The 13,807-nt window shown below is 53.3% G+C and carries 14 protein-coding genes, 1 tRNA gene and 1 pseudogene; 10 read left to right on the top strand and 6 right to left on the bottom strand.

Annotation, left to right across the window (positions count from 1 at the left end):
• The first annotated feature begins 1 nt into the window (after position 1).
• From AXA67_08880 to AXA67_08850, 7 genes and pseudogenes are all read left to right on the top strand, one after another.
• Complete coding sequence (locus AXA67_08880) at positions 2 to 259, top strand: ferredoxin (GenBank protein ID KXJ40422.1); 258 nt, start codon at positions 2 to 4, stop codon at positions 257 to 259.
• A gap of 40 nt (positions 260 to 299) precedes the next feature.
• On the top strand, positions 300 to 1,961 hold the full coding sequence (locus tag AXA67_08875) for a gamma-glutamyltransferase (protein KXJ40639.1): 1,662 nt from the start codon (positions 300 to 302) through the stop codon (positions 1,959 to 1,961).
• Positions 1,958 to 2,308, top strand: a complete 351-nt coding sequence (locus tag AXA67_08870; GenBank protein ID KXJ40421.1) for a hypothetical protein — start codon at positions 1,958 to 1,960, stop codon at positions 2,306 to 2,308. Before AXA67_08875 ends, AXA67_08870 begins: the two co-directional genes overlap by 4 nt.
• A complete protein-coding gene (locus tag AXA67_08865) occupies positions 2,305 to 2,829 on the top strand; it encodes a hypothetical protein (GenBank protein KXJ40420.1) in 525 nt (174 codons plus the stop codon). Before AXA67_08870 ends, AXA67_08865 begins: the two co-directional genes overlap by 4 nt.
• Positions 2,830 to 2,920: 91 nt before the next feature.
• A complete protein-coding gene (locus AXA67_08860; GenBank protein ID KXJ40419.1) occupies positions 2,921 to 3,121 on the top strand; it encodes a hypothetical protein in 201 nt (66 codons plus the stop codon).
• Positions 3,122 to 3,129: 8 nt separating this feature from the next.
• Positions 3,130 to 3,420 (top strand): annotated as a pseudogene (locus AXA67_08855) (hypothetical protein).
• Positions 3,420 to 3,785 carry a hypothetical protein gene (locus AXA67_08850; protein ID KXJ40418.1) on the top strand — a complete coding sequence of 122 codons (366 nt, stop codon included), beginning with the start codon at positions 3,420 to 3,422 and terminating at the stop codon, positions 3,783 to 3,785. The pseudogene AXA67_08855 and the gene AXA67_08850 overlap by 1 nt, the downstream one beginning before the upstream one ends.
• A gap of 155 nt (positions 3,786 to 3,940) precedes the next feature.
• Here the strand turns inward: AXA67_08850 and AXA67_08845 are convergent.
• The 5 genes from AXA67_08845 to AXA67_08825 form a co-directional block, all read right to left on the bottom strand.
• Positions 3,941 to 4,017 (bottom strand) — tRNA-Arg (locus AXA67_08845).
• A 24-nt stretch (positions 4,018 to 4,041) separates the two neighbouring features.
• Positions 4,042 to 6,084, bottom strand: a complete 2,043-nt coding sequence (locus tag AXA67_08840) for an ATP-dependent DNA helicase Rep (protein ID KXJ40417.1) — start codon at positions 6,082 to 6,084, stop codon at positions 4,042 to 4,044.
• 185 nt (positions 6,085 to 6,269) lie between these two features.
• The gene (locus AXA67_08835) at positions 6,270 to 6,692 is read right to left on the bottom strand and encodes a hypothetical protein (GenBank protein KXJ40416.1); all 423 of its coding nucleotides are present in this window, start codon (positions 6,690 to 6,692) and stop codon (positions 6,270 to 6,272) included.
• Positions 6,692 to 6,922, bottom strand: coding sequence for a hypothetical protein (locus AXA67_08830; protein ID KXJ40415.1), 231 nt, complete (start codon positions 6,920 to 6,922; stop codon positions 6,692 to 6,694). The genes AXA67_08835 and AXA67_08830 overlap by 1 nt, the downstream gene beginning before the upstream one ends.
• A gap of 298 nt (positions 6,923 to 7,220) precedes the next feature.
• Positions 7,221 to 8,645 carry a peptidase M20 gene (locus tag AXA67_08825; protein ID KXJ40414.1) on the bottom strand — a complete coding sequence of 475 codons (1,425 nt, stop codon included), beginning with the start codon at positions 8,643 to 8,645 and terminating at the stop codon, positions 7,221 to 7,223.
• Positions 8,646 to 8,836: 191 nt separating this feature from the next.
• Here AXA67_08825 and AXA67_08820 point away from each other — a divergent pair, with 191 nt between their 5' ends.
• Positions 8,837 to 10,849: a sodium-translocating pyrophosphatase gene (locus AXA67_08820; GenBank protein KXJ40413.1), complete on the top strand. Its 2,013-nt coding sequence runs from the start codon at positions 8,837 to 8,839 to the stop codon at positions 10,847 to 10,849.
• 45 nt (positions 10,850 to 10,894) lie between these two features.
• On the opposite strand, the gene AXA67_08815 is transcribed toward AXA67_08820, so the two are convergent.
• A complete protein-coding gene (locus AXA67_08815) occupies positions 10,895 to 11,515 on the bottom strand; it encodes a hypothetical protein (protein KXJ40412.1) in 621 nt (206 codons plus the stop codon).
• A gap of 478 nt (positions 11,516 to 11,993) precedes the next feature.
• Between AXA67_08815 and AXA67_08810 the strand changes: the two genes are divergently transcribed.
• The gene (locus AXA67_08810) at positions 11,994 to 12,410 is read left to right on the top strand and encodes a hypothetical protein (GenBank protein ID KXJ40411.1); all 417 of its coding nucleotides are present in this window, start codon (positions 11,994 to 11,996) and stop codon (positions 12,408 to 12,410) included.
• Positions 12,398 to 13,681 (top strand): hypothetical protein, encoded by a 1,284-nt coding sequence (locus AXA67_08805; protein ID KXJ40410.1) that lies wholly within the window; start codon positions 12,398 to 12,400, stop codon positions 13,679 to 13,681. Before AXA67_08810 ends, AXA67_08805 begins: the two co-directional genes overlap by 13 nt.
• Positions 13,682 to 13,807: the final 126 nt, after the last annotated feature.

Below are 13,807 nucleotides of genomic sequence, written 5' to 3'. Positions count from 1 at the left end.
CATGGCCTTGAAGATTACAGACGAATGTATCTGTTGCGATGTGTGTGAACCGGAATGCCCCAACGACGCCATTTCACTAGGGGAAGAAATTTATGTAATCGACCCCGAGCTATGTACCGAATGCGTCGGCCATTACGAAACTTCCCAATGTGTGGAAGTATGCCCGGTGGACTGTATCATCCAGGACCCGGATATCGTGGAAGACGAAGAAACTTTGCGGCGGAAATACCTGAGAATTACCGGTATTTCTGAAAAATAGCCTCTTCCATTATGGGTATCGAATTGTGACACTACGCTACCTGCTGGGATTCACCCTAATTCTGTGGTTAAGCCTGTCGATAGCCAAAACCCCGCCTGCCGATGCCATTGCCTCTGCCCACCCATTGGCCACCGAAGCCGGCTTTGAAATTCTGCATAAAGGCGGCAATGCGTTTGATGCGGCGGTAGCCGTGGCTTCCACCCTGGCCGTGGTGGAACCTGCCGGCTCGGGCCTGGGCGGTGGTGGGTTTTTTCTGTTATACCGGGACAAAGACAAGCGTGAAGTCATGCTCGATGCCCGCGAAAGGGCACCCTTGGCTGCTCACCGGGATATGTACCTGGATGCTTCGGGTAACGTGATCTCTGGCCTGTCCATTGACGGCCCCTTGGCGGCGGGAATACCAGGGGTTCCAGCGGCGTTGGCGCATTTGGCCGGGCATTATGGCCGGCTGCATTTGCGGGTCACGCTGGCGCCGGCTATCCGCCTTGCCCGTCAAGGCTTTGTCGTCAGTTCCGGTTTTTTGCAGCAAGTGCGACGGCGTTTACCGGTACTAAAGAAATATCCAGAATCCGCCCGCATTTTTCTGCAAGACGGTCATTTACCAGAATCTGGTTTTCGCCTAGTGCAAAAGGATTTGGCCAACACGCTGGAAGCAATCGCGGAAAAAGGGTGGAGCGGGTTTTATCAGGGCCCGGTTGCGGATAATTTGGTGCGCTCGGTCCGGGAGTCGGGAGGGATCTGGCGGCGTCAGGATCTGGCGCAATACCGGGTAATTGAAAGGAAGCCTGTCAAAGGCCGGTACCGGAATGTAAAGATTACTTCCGCTTCCCCTCCATCTTCCGGCGGTATTGTATTACTGGAAACACTCAATATCCTTTCTGGATTTGATTTAAATAAAGACGGCAGAGCTACCCGAAAACACTTGATTGTGGAAGCCTGGCGCCGGGCGTACCGGGACCGGGCCTTGTATCTGGGGGATCCGGATTTCATCAAGATGCCGTTAAAGCGTCTGCTCAGCCTGTATTATGCCGCAGGCCTTAGGGCCGCGATCCATCCTGATAAAGCCTTGCCCAGTGCCTGGCTGAATCCCGTGCCGGATCCGGCGGCCAAAGGCAGCGATACCACCCATTTTTCCATTTTGGATCATCAGGGGAACCGGGTAGCGGCAACCTTGAGTATCAATTATCTCTTCGGTTCCGGTTTCGTGGCCAGGGGCACCGGCGTGCTGCTAAATGATGAGATGGACGATTTCGCCGTCAAACCCGGTGTTCCCAATTTGTATGGTTTGGTGGGGGGAGAGGCCAATGCCATTGCCCCTGGCAAGCGCATGCTCTCCAGCATGACGCCCACCTTCGTGGAGACCGACACGCGGGTAGGAATCCTGGGCACGCCGGGTGGCAGCCGGATAATCTCCATGGTGACTTTGGCTGTCCTGGACTTCGCTGACAGAATGTTGCCGCAAACCTGGGTGGGCTGGCCCCGTTTCCACCACCAATATTTACCGGATGAAATTCAATATGAACCCGGCGGACTGGGGGCGGGGGAGATTGAAGCCTTAAAAAAACGCGGTCACCACCTTCGCCAGTTAAAAAAACCTTATGGCAACATGCAGGCGATTCTTTGGGATAAATCTATCAATAAAGTCTATGCCGCATCCGACCCAAGGCGGGAAGGGAAAGCCATGGTAGAGTCAAGACCATGATTTTGTTGTCTTTGAAGCAAGCCAAATTAGAGAAAAAACTCAAGAGCCGGCAAAGTCAGTATCTTGTCAAGCGCCAGCGTTTGCAACAAAAAATGGCCAAACGGCGTCAAAAAATCAGGGGAACGGACAGGAAGTATTGGCGTATTTTGGCGTCTTCCTCAAAAAAGCAGTGGCGGATAAACCGTCACAAGCTTCCCAAAGAAATATGGAGATCCTGTTGGCGCCTGCTTGGGCTCCAGCTAGAAGGTAATAATTATCCTCTGATTTTGCGGTTATATTTGGTTTTGTTGTTGGCTTCGGATAAAAAATGGCGTGATAAATATCATTGTTTGTCGGAGTATTTATGAGCCTAAGTTCCCACTTCTTCAAACTTGTCCGCTTGTTGCGTCAGGAGAACCGCCGTCATCTGCGGGAACTGGAAGCCGATCGCGTGGATTTTAAGCGCCGGCAGAAAGAAATGGAGTTATCTTTGGAAATGGCGCGGCGTAAGCGCCTGCTGGAAATGGAATTCGAATTGGAACGCATCAAACGCCAGCAACAAACGGATTTGGAACAACTGGAAAGCAAGCTTGATCAGGATTTGCGCGATTATCAGCGATATTTAAAGGCGGTGGACGATTTACAGGATCAGATTCGCCAATCGTTTACCCACGCGCCCGACGTTATCGTGCTTACCATCCACCACCATGCCAAACAATTATTGGATCAGATGTGGAGTACCGATGACCTGCATGAACGGCTCCAGCGGGAGCGGGAATTTGTGAAATTCCTCACTACAGTCTATGAAGACACCCTCCAATCCCAGCCGGGAGATAGCCAACCTCTACTACCCAGACGGGCTTTGAAGTTAATTTTGAACAACCCGTGAGTGAACTCCTGGGAGAAGCCTAATGGTGTATCAATAGCCATGATGGCATCGAAGGGGGCTTCAGGGAAGGGAGCCCGGCAGAGTCTGAATAATGCTTCAGCCAATTTTCCGTGGTGATGCTTTCGTTGATTGTGGTCCGCAGGTTTCCGCCCCAGGGTTTACCGATCAACTGGCGTTCGTCATCAAGAATCACGATGGCGTCCCGGCTGGCCCGGTTTTTGTAGCAATTCCACCCACCGACGTCCCAGCCGATACAGAAGAATGTTTATGGTATAAAAACCATATGGTATAATTCGACCTATGAAGGCCACCCTGATCATCGACCGCAAAGTCGTGTTCCCAGATGGTGCGATTTTGAAAATGATCGTCTGGCGCTTGCCAGCAATGGATCCTGAATGCCCACACGGGTTGAAGTACAGATTCTACTATGGGCTGGCCAATGGTGAATGTGTGGTTCGCTATGACAATGAGCGTGGCTAAGGGGATCATCGTCACTTGGGAAATACCAAAGAACCCTATGAATTTTCGGATATCGAGACATTGGTGGCGGATTTTCTCGAAGATGTCTCTCGGGCACGTGGAGGTGAGTGATGAAAAAGACGAAACTTTCGATCACTGTGGGCTCAGTGGAAGATGCGGCTAAAGACGTCATCGATGCGTGGCACCAGGCCGAACACGGTGAAACCCCGGCAGAGCCACGAGAGGCGATCCTGTTTACCGAACTGGAAACCCTCCTCAGGACATTGACGCCCCAGAGATTCGTGCTGTTGCGGCAGTTGCATCAAATGGGGGCAAGCAGCATTTGGGCACTAGCCAAAGCATTGGGGCGTGATTACAAGAACGTACACCGGGATGTCACCGAACTTCTGCGTTTGGGTCTTATTGAGAAAAATGAGGAGGGGCGGATTCTGGTGCCTTGGGATGAGATTGATGCGCGCCTGGATTTGGTAGCTTAATGGGATTTTAAGAAGGAATCTGCTGGAAAGCAGACCGGCGGTCAGTGTGAAATGAAGGATCAGAGCACCCCATTGTCACAAGGGGCACAGCATGGGCACAAGATGGGCACAAAAAAACCGGCTATCGCCGGTCTTCTCTTAACTCATTGATTATATGGCGCGCCCGAGAGGATTCGAACCTCTGACCTCAGGCTCCGGAGGCCTGCGCTCTATCCAGCTGAGCTACGGGCGCTTAGTAAACGCTTATTGTACTTGCTTAAGTCTCGTTCAACAAATTTTTGAGGTTGGCCAGGGCGGCCTTGCCGCGGGCTTTCTTTTCTTCGGGGGAAAGGGTGGATTTTTCAGGCCATTCCAGGTCTTCTTCCGGTAGCTCCTCTAAAAACCGGCTCGGTTGGCAGTCGTTGACCTCCCCATAGCGTTTGCGCTGGCGGCAGTAGCTGAAGGTCAGGGTTTTTTGGGCGCGGGTGATGCCCACGTAGGCTAGGCGGCGTTCTTCTTCGATATACAGGTCTTCCGGGGTGGAGGTGTCATTGGTGGTTTCTTCCGCGGATTTATGATGGGGGAGAAGCCCCTCTTCCATGCCGACAATATAAACGTGAGGGAATTCCAGACCCTTGGCGGCGTGTAGGGTCATGAGGGTGACCTGGTCTTGGGCGCTATCGTCCCGCTGGCGTTCCAGAACGTCCATGAGCATGATTTTGGCGACAACGGCGGATAGGATATCCTTGCCGCCGGCGTCTTCCTCTTCTTCAATCAGGCGCCCGAGCCAGTCCAGCAGTTCACGGACATTTTGCCACTTGCGCTCGAACTGTTTGGGGGAAGCGGCCAGGTTTTGCAGGTGATCCTTGTATTCGATTCTATCGATGAATTCTTCCAGCACGCCCAGGGTATCGCCACGTTGCGCGCGGTCAGCGGTGTCCACCAGCCATTCACAGAAGCCTTTTAATCTGGCGGTGGCCCGGGCAGGCAGGTGTTGTTCCAGTCCCAGTTCAAAGCAGGCGGAAAACAGGCTGATATGGCGCTGTTGGGCGTAAGCGCCGAGTTTTTCCAGGGTGGTGGGGCCGATTTCCCGTTTGGGGACGTTTATAATGCGCAGAAAGGCGGCATCGTCATCCTGGTTGACGAACAGGCGCAAGTAAGCCAGGACATCTTTGACTTCGGTGTAGGAAAAGAACGATGGGCCACCGCTGACTTTGTAGGGAATCCGTTGTTCTCTGAGCGCCCGTTCAAATACTCGGGACTGGTGATTACTGCGGTAGAGAATGGCGTAGTCGTGCCATTGGGTGCGGTGCTGAAAGTGATGATGAAGGATATCGGCGGCGATTTGCTGGGCTTCGGCCAGGTCGTCGGCGTGGCTTAACACCCGGATCGGGTCGCCAAAGCCGTAAGCGCTCCACAGCTTCTTCTCGAAAACATGGGGGTTATGGCGGATCAATGCATTGGCTGCCTTGAGAATGCGGCCGGTGGAGCGGTAATTTTGTTCCAGCATGATGATTTTGAGGCGGGGATAATCCTGTTTCAGGCGCTGGAGATTTTCCGGTCGCGCCCCTCGCCAGGCGTAGATGGACTGGTCGTCGTCACCCACCACGGTAAAGCGCCCCAGAGGGCCTGTCAGTAGGTTCAGCAAGCGGTATTGGGTTTGGTTGGTGTCTTGATATTCATCCACCAATAGATAGCGCAGCTTGTGTTGCCAGCGCTCCAAAATTTCTCCGTGTTCCTGAAACAGTTGTACCGGCAACAGAATCAAATCATCGAAATCCACCGCATTGTAGGCTTTGAGGCAGCGGTTATATTCCTCGTACAAACAGGCGGCGGGCTGTTGTTCGGCATCGGCTTGGGCCAATATTTGTTCCGGCGGCAGGCAGTCATTTTTCCAGGCGCCGATTTGCCAGGCGTAGTGCGGGAGTTTATCCGGATTGCAGGGATGTTTGCTGTGTTCGAGAATGTCCTTGAGCAGGGCCAGACGGTCCTGTTCGTCGAAAATGGACAGCGAAGCTTTAAAGCCCAGGGCCTTGTGTTCACGGCGCAGGATATCCAGCCCCAAGGAGTGAAAAGTGGAAACCGTCAGGCCTCTCAGTGCCTTGCTATCCATCAGCTTGCCCACCCGTGCTTTCATTTCCCGCGCCGCCTTGTTGGTGAAAGTGAGTGCGGCGATATGGCGCGCCGCAAGCCCCTGATCGATCAGATGGGCGATTTTGTGGGTGATGACCCGGGTCTTGCCACTGCCCGCCCCGGCGATTACCAGCAGTGGGTGGTTAATTTCCTTGATAGCGGCTCTTTGATGTGGATTTAAGGACATGGTGGGTTGGATAGTTTTATCAGGCAGGTAAACCTATCATGTTTTTTATTTTGAAGAATTGAAAGGGGTAGATGGTTAACGATTAACGCGCTGCCAAAAAGAGGATTGCGGTACGAATCATCACAAAGGCATAGAGCATGATATATGTTCAGTATGAGTTCAGGTTCTGGGGCTACTCAATGAAATCAGAACAGCATCACCGCAATGGAAAACCGGTTCGCGGCTTTTGCCAGGATTTTGTCAGCGGTGATCAGTTTGGATCCGGTGAGTGCCGCAACCGCAAGATGTAAGGCATCCAGAGTCCGCAGGGCGGTATCATGGCTAAGCAGCCAGTCTCGCGCCAATTGATAGTGTTCTCGTTGGAGGTCCAATACCTGGTAGCACCCCCGGTGGATGTCTTCCTGGAAGGCTGCCTGAATAATGCTTGCTTCCGAAACTGACAGTTCGTTCATTCTGACCAGGCGGGCCAGCACCGAGGCGAATTCGGTTTCGGTCAAAAGACTGATTGATACAGGCGCTTCAGCTTCAAGCAAGCATGCTTGAACTGCATCGCTGAGCGGTTCCGGACGATAGTAAGGGATCAGCGCGCTGGTATCGAAATACCACATCACTCCCGTTCTTCCCGAAGGGCCCGGACTACTACGGATGAGGGTGTCTTCGCCTGTTTTATCCGGCTGCGAAATTCGCTGCGATCCGGGAATACCGGTTTTTCCGTTAATCGGATCAGTTTCGCGACAGGTTTGTTACGGCGGCAAATGATGATGTCTTCCCCTGCTATCACTGCATCCACAAGCGCCTTGAATTGCTCTCGTGCTTCTTTGATGTTAATTGTGCGCATGGTAAAAATACCCTTCAATTGTGTACACTAATATTGTACATAAAGCGTTTTCCCTTGACCATCTGATTTCTTTTCTTTCCAGGGGATTCGGCATTTTTGAGGTTTGCAACCTTAATCTTTCACTTATTTAAACAGGGGGGATCTGTTGGGAACATGCTGGCCTGGCCAAATTTGTTTGACCAAACATTATCCGTTCATGGCGTATGCGTAACATTCGTGCGGCGTCATGGAAGGTAGGTGGCCCATGGCGGGTATGACGTATGGCACCGCTCCATGAGTTGCGTTTGGCGGGTTTAATTTATGAGATTGTTTTGTCTGTGGGCATTGCAGCCAGCACGTGAGCGACACACGCGGTGAGCTTTTTGGCATAAGGGATATGAAGGTATTCGTTGGGGCCATGGGCGTTGCTGCCGGGGCCCAGCACGCCGGTAATCAGAAATTGCGCCCGCGGGTACTGGAGACCGAGCATATTCATAAAAGGAATGCTTGCGCCCAGGCCCAGATAGGCTGCCGGTTGGCCGTAGAGCGCCAGGGAAGCCTCGTTATTGGCGCGCAGCAGCCATTCGGCGGGAAGAGGGGCTTCCCAACCATCGCCACCTTGGTCGAAAGAGACTGAAATTTCCGCATTGTAAGGGGGATCGACCAGCAAGACACGCTCAATCGCAGCCTTGGCGGTTTCACAGGTAACAGGTGGCGGCAAGCGGAACGACAGTTTGAACGACGTGTAGGCGCGCATGACATTGCCGGCCTTTTCCACGGATGGCAGGCCATCCTGGCCCACCACGCACATGGTTGGTCGCCAGGTGTTGTTGAGCAAAAGTTCCAGGGGATCGTCACATAAAGGTTTAAGTCCGGGCAAGGGGTGCAACCCGTCAACCAGACTCAAGCCCAGAATGTCAGCGGCGGCACTGGCTTGTTCCATGCGGAGGGCGGGGATGTCCACAAAAAGCTCCGGCAGTTTCATTTGGCCGGTGGCCGGATCTTCCAAACGGTCCAGCAGTTGGCGCAGGATGCTCATGGATTCGGGCACAATGCCGCTGGCAATCCCTGAGTGAACGCCTTCGTGCAATGTGCGCACGGTCACGGTGCAGCTTTGCATACCGCGAAGCGAGGTGGTGGACCACAACCGGTTGTAGTCGCCGGTGCCGGAATCGAGGGCGATTACCAGATCTGGCATGCCGATGAGATCGGCGTAGACTTCGAGATAAGGGGGGAGGTCCGGAGAGCCGCTTTCCTCGGAGAATTCTATCAGGATCAGCAGGCGGGCGTGGGGGAGGTTTTCCCGGGCAAGAGCTTTCGCCGCGGCGACCGCGGCGAACAGCGCGTAACCATCATCAGCGCCGCCCCGGCCATAAAGTTTGCCATCTTCGATGACAGGTTGCCAGGGTCCCAAGCCTTCGCGCCAGCCTTCCATTTCCGGTTGTTTGTCCAGATGGCCGTAAATCAGTACCGTGCGGTCATTGGCGCCTGGGATATCCAGCAAAATCAAGGGGGTTCGGCCAGGGAACTGTAAATCGTGGATTTTCCAGCCCGGTTCTGCGTGCCGCTCGAGCCAGTGGATGGCAAGTTCCCGCGCTTGTTGTAAATGGCCGTGCTCGGCCCAGGCCGGGTCAAAGTCCGGAGAGAGGGCGGGAATGTGGATGTAGTCAGCGAGCGTAGGCAGGATCTCGTTATCCCAAAAAGGGTTGATGAAGTGGCTAAATCGGGAGGGGGAATAAGTCATTTATTCAGGCAATCGGGGTTGGCTACGAAAGGGGAAAATCATAGCAGATTGGGGCTGAGGATACAGGCTTTGTCCAACATTGAGCCATTAATGATGGCGGTTAATCAATGAAAAACATTGACAGCAGCTTGCAAAGCCGGTATCCAAGTAGGCCTACTGGCAAATAACAAAACAAAATTGGAAAAGGAGGAATGATGCAGTATTTGCTTTACCTGTTGCCGCCGCTGTTGGGGGCATTTGGGTTGTATGCGGCGTACCGGATTTATCAGATCGTCAAGGAGTCGCCGGCGGGGGAGGGCAAGATCGCCCATATCGCCGAGCAGATTCACTTGGGGGCGATGGTTTTCATCCGCCGGGAATATCAGATCCTCGGCGCATTCGTGGCGGTGTTGTTGCTGCTGTTGTGGAAGTTTCTGGGGTGGCCGACGGCCTTGTGCTTTCTGGTGGGTGCGGCGGCTTCGGCCACCGCCGGTTATATCGGCATGAACACGGCGACCCGGGCCAATGTCCGCACCACGGTGGCCGCAAGTACCGGGGATGCGGCGAAAGCCCTGGAAATCGCTTTTTTTGGCGGCTCGATTATGGGCCTGGCGGTGGCTTCCCTGGGGCTGTTGGGCCTAGGGCTGATGTATTTGTTCTTTGGCGACGACCCGGAAACCGCCCATGCCCTCCACGGCTTCGGTATGGGAGCCTCGGTGGTGGCGCTGTTTTCCCGGGTCGGCGGCGGAATCTATACCAAGAGCGCCGATGTAGGCGCCGATCTGGTGGGCAAGGTGGAGGCTGGTATCCCTGAGGATGATCCCAGAAATCCCGGAGTGATTGCCGATAACGTGGGGGACAATGTGGGTGATGTGGCCGGGATGGGATCGGATATTTTCGAATCCTATTGCGGAGCGATGATTGCCACCATTGCCATGGCCTCCACCATGGCGGCCGAAGCCTTGGCGCCGGTGGGTTCCAGGGGGGCGTTGATGTTTCTGCCCTTGGCGTTGGCTTCGGTGGGGTTGCTGTCTTCCATCGCTGGTATCTGGCTGGTGCAGAAGAATGCCGATCAACCCGCGGACAAGGCTCTTCGTATTGGTACCATGGGCGCGGCGGGTATATTTATTGTGTTGGCCCTGTTGGTGATTTTGATTGCCGGGGTCAGCATCAAGGCGTGGCTGGCGGTGCTGGCCGGTTCCGTCGGCGGCATTATCATTGGTCTTGTGACTGAGTATTACACGGGGGGCAAACCGGTGGCGAAAATCGCCGAATCCGGTGAAACCGGGCCCGCCACGGTGATGATTTCAGGCCTGGCGGTAGGCATGCAATCGGTGGTGGTACCGATTTTGACCATCAGCGCCATTATTTTCCTGGCCGATGCTTTGGTGGGGTTGTATGGCGTGGGTATTGCGGCGGTGGGAATGCTTGCCACCGTGGGGATTACCATGGCCATCGACGCCTATGGTCCGGTGGCGGATAACGCCGGGGGTATCGCCGAGATGGGCGGATTGGGAGAGGAAACCCGCAAGATTACCGATTCCTTGGATGAATTGGGCAACACCACGGCTGCCATCGGCAAGGGATTCGCCATCGGCGCGGCGGCGCTCGCGGCGCTGGCAATCATCACCGCCTATGGGGAAACCATTTCTAGCCAAATGCCCGATTTCACCCTGGATCTGGGAGATGCCGACGTATTGGCAGGCTTGTTCATCGGCGGCACCATTCCGTTGCTGATTGCTTCAGTCACCATGACTGCGGTTGGCGATGCGGCATTTGAAATGATTCAGGAAATCCGACGCCAGTTCCGGGAAATCAAGGGATTGCTGGAAGGGGAAGCGGAGCCTGACACTGCCCGCTGCGTGGACATCGCCACTCAGGCGGCGTTGAAGAAAATGGTATTGCCCGGCGTCATTGCCGTGGCCGCGCCGGTCATCGTCGGTTTCTGGCTCGGTCCCCAAGCCTTGGGCGGCATGCTGGGTGGAGCGCTGTTGGGCTGCGTGCTCATGGCGCTGATGATGGCCAATGCCGGCGGCGCCTGGGACAACGCCAAAAAATATGTTGAGAAAGGTAATTTGGGCGGCAAGGGTTCCGACGTTCACAAGGCAGTGGTGGTCGGGGATACTGTGGGCGATCCTTTCAAGGATACTTCAGGCCCGTCCATGAATATTCTGATCAATGTGATGGCAATTGTCAGTCTAGTGATTGCGCCTTTGTTGGTCTGACTAGTCTATTTCTTTGGCGTGGCTTTCCAGCCACGCCAAAGCACTCTATCCAAACCGAATCTGCCCCAGTGCGTTTACCACGAACTGCATGGCAATCACCGACAGCAGTAGTCCGGTCAACCGAGTAACCACGCCGATCCCGCCAAGGCCCAGTACTTTCCGAATCCAGCGGCCCAGATAGAAGGTGATGAATACAACCAGACATGCCGCGGCAATCACGGTGGCCAGCAGCGCTAAAGGAATTTGCAGGGAAGGATCTTGCTGCCAAACCAGAATGGCGGTGATGGCCCCTGGACCTGCCAGCAGCGGCGTGGCCAGGGGCACGAGGGCAACGTTGTCCTTATGCAAGCTTTCTTCCTCTTCTTGAGCCGAGCTTTTGATATTGGCGGGGATCAGATTCAGCATTTGCAAGGCGTAAATAAAGAAGATCAGTCCACCGGACAGTTGAAAGGCCGGCAGGGTGATGCCGAAAAAATTCAACACCCTGTCTCCCGTCAAACCAAAGAAAAGTAAAATCAGCGCCGCCGTACCACAAGCGACGGCGGCGATGCGCAATTGATCAGTAGGTTTGGCATCGCCGGTCAACGCCAGAAACAAAGGCAAATTGCCTATCGGATCCATGATGATCAGTAGTGGGATGAACAGAGATAAAAAGTCATTGGTCATTAAAAAACTTGCCTCTAAGCGTTTATTTCGTAAAAGTATTTCAGTTTTTCTTCTGAGGGGCTTCGTGAAGCCGTCCTTGGAAGAGGGTAGTCATTTGGGCTGCTGTTATCCGCTAGTGAAAGCCTGGCACGACTATCAAATACTGCTGATGTGAAAGGACCGTCAAACCTTGACAGGCGCATGAAAATTTACGAAGAAAAATGAGGTAATAATACAAAGAATTTAACCCTAAGAGACGGCTTTCTTTTCCCTCAAAATCGATGACATAATACGATTCGCCCATGAATTTCGCAGCCGGTGCCTGGGTTATTCTGCCGTTGGGTGCCGTGAATCCATTGGAGAGGCTTATGGCAGCTCTTCAAGCCACCATTAGGGTAAGAAAACACTGGCTCCAAAGAAAATTCCAAGCTGCCAACCATTTATAAGCATGTAATGCTTCAAGATGAAATTATAGGGTTTGTGTTGATCGTTTCATGAAATGAACCGCGGTAAAATCCTCCATGGCATCATCATGACGCTGGCAGTCGTGATTTCTCTGGGGCTTGTGTGGCGGTACCTACCCAAAGTGGGAGTGACCGGGTTGTTTCCGCTGCTATTGCCCTTTACCGTGTGGGCGGTTTGCCGTGAAATGTCCGGCTGGTATTGGTTGATTTGGTTGCCGGTTTATCTGGTGACTTTTTTCGTCACTGGAGTTTACGGCCTCGAAGTGTTATTGAATGTGGGCAGCTTGGTTTTTTGGGTATGGATTGCTGTGATTCCTAACGCTATTTTCGCGCTGGTTTGCCAAGGGTTGTCGTTGTTTCAGGGCAGGCGGGAAAACGTGCCGGGCCAATGTTCCGCCGCACATTGGGCTACCTGGCAGATTTTGTATTGGTCTTGGGCATGGATTGGGTGAACCCGGCTTGGTTGGGTTGTTGGGTTCGCTGGCTTCTTTTGGCTGGAATCCTGAGTGGTTTAATATCCTGCGCCGCGCCGGTATTGCCTGGTCAAAGCCTGGAGATCGTTTATCCCCGGGACGGGATGGTTACTGGAAACCAAGTGGCTATCTTGGTTCGTTCAATGAGATGGGGGACTGGAATTTATTACCTTCGCCGGGGATTTGAGTTTACTTTATTTGAAGACTTTTTCAGGGGGAAGGTTGAAGGAATGGCAGTGACAGTTACCCACGAGGGAAAACAAATTGCCCGGACTCGTTCCGCCATGTGGCATCTCATTCCCTTGGGGACTTTTTCGCCTGGTTTACACCGTATCCAGGTGCGGGCTGGGGCGAGAACACAAACACTCAATCTCCATATAAGAGATGATTTGCCGGTCCGGTTTGTCCCGCTTCCCAAGGTTCCGCCTTCTATCTCCCGGGAAGTGGAGGTTGCGGTTAATTATTTGAGTGATTACAGTAACGAACATGTATGGCCGATACTCCTTTCCGGAGAAAATGTATTGATCGGCATTCAATCAAGCGAGTCGGCGTGGCGTTTATGGCTGGTGCCGGCGAATTTGGACCGGGCGGGTATTTTGAGGGCTATCCAGTCTCCTCCGGATTTTGTGCTGCCATCGGCTTACCAGCCACCGGAAACCAGTAAATCCGAGCAATTTCATCATCGTTTTGCAACCTGTCCTGGCGGATTTTATATTGGCGCCTGGTTAGAGGATGCCAATACACTGCATATCTCCAGGTTTGGTCCGGCGGGCCAGAAACAAATTGCACTCTCATTGCAGGCGTTGGAAAAGCATCGGGGCGCGCCGTTTTCCCGGAAGGAAATCGTCTCCTCACTTCGTCTCCAATGTCTTTCCCCGGATGAATATGTTATTCACGCCGCAATCTCTGATTCTGAGAAACGAAATATTACCGTAGTGGTTGATGGAAAAGGGAAATGGCGAGTGTTTAAAGGCTGGAGGAGCTTGTTCAAAATCGGGAAGCATTATTGGTCTGTCCGGGACGAAACCCTAGCTCTCCGGGGCGGAAATTTTCGTATTGCACTACCTCTTCCTCAGGAAGATTTACATTGGAGCTTACAGAGGGATGACAAAAAAGAAGAGTATTTGATTCCATGGAGCGCCCGTTACAGTGTTTCGTGGGAACTCGAAACAACTCCTTTTCCTCATTTGTACTTTCATTATAGGGAGATTGTTCGCCGCTTTGCAGCATTGCCTCAAACGTCTGGTTAGAGATAGTCACTGATGTTACGCACTTGCCCGGAATGCCCTCTCCCTCGGCCCCTTGTATATTGTATCCACCATGAAGAACTTGATTTGGTCCGGTGCGATAGTTCGATGGCCCTCTGGGAAGCAGAG

The organism is Methylothermaceae bacteria B42, assembly GCA_001566965.1.
GTDB lineage: Bacteria > Pseudomonadota > Gammaproteobacteria > Methylococcales > Methylothermaceae > Methylohalobius.
This window is presented reverse-complemented; position numbering and strand designations above follow the sequence as displayed.

Excerpts from the sequence above, each read along its gene's own strand:
- AXA67_08870 (KXJ40421.1), top strand. The coding sequence starts at position 1,958 with ATGATTTTGTTGTCTTTGAAGCAAGCCAAATTAGAGAAAAAACTCAAG.
- AXA67_08825 (KXJ40414.1), bottom strand. The coding sequence starts at position 8,645 with ATGACTTATTCCCCCTCCCGATTTAGCCACTTCATCAACCCTTTTTGG.
- AXA67_08810 (KXJ40411.1), top strand. The coding sequence starts at position 11,994 with ATGAACCGCGGTAAAATCCTCCATGGCATCATCATGACGCTGGCAGTC.
- AXA67_08860 (KXJ40419.1), top strand. The coding sequence starts at position 2,921 with ATGCTTCAGCCAATTTTCCGTGGTGATGCTTTCGTTGATTGTGGTCCG.
- AXA67_08820 (KXJ40413.1), top strand. The coding sequence starts at position 8,837 with ATGATGCAGTATTTGCTTTACCTGTTGCCGCCGCTGTTGGGGGCATTT.
- AXA67_08805 (KXJ40410.1), top strand. The coding sequence starts at position 12,398 with ATGGATTGGGTGAACCCGGCTTGGTTGGGTTGTTGGGTTCGCTGGCTT.
- AXA67_08835 (KXJ40416.1), bottom strand. The coding sequence starts at position 6,692 with ATGTGGTATTTCGATACCAGCGCGCTGATCCCTTACTATCGTCCGGAA.
- AXA67_08815 (KXJ40412.1), bottom strand. The coding sequence starts at position 11,515 with ATGACCAATGACTTTTTATCTCTGTTCATCCCACTACTGATCATCATG.
- AXA67_08850 (KXJ40418.1), top strand. The coding sequence starts at position 3,420 with ATGAAAAAGACGAAACTTTCGATCACTGTGGGCTCAGTGGAAGATGCG.
- AXA67_08880 (KXJ40422.1), top strand. The coding sequence starts at position 2 with ATGGCCTTGAAGATTACAGACGAATGTATCTGTTGCGATGTGTGTGAA.
- AXA67_08840 (KXJ40417.1), bottom strand. The coding sequence starts at position 6,084 with ATGTCCTTAAATCCACATCAAAGAGCCGCTATCAAGGAAATTAACCAC.
- AXA67_08865 (KXJ40420.1), top strand. The coding sequence starts at position 2,305 with ATGAGCCTAAGTTCCCACTTCTTCAAACTTGTCCGCTTGTTGCGTCAG.
- AXA67_08830 (KXJ40415.1), bottom strand. The coding sequence starts at position 6,922 with ATGCGCACAATTAACATCAAAGAAGCACGAGAGCAATTCAAGGCGCTT.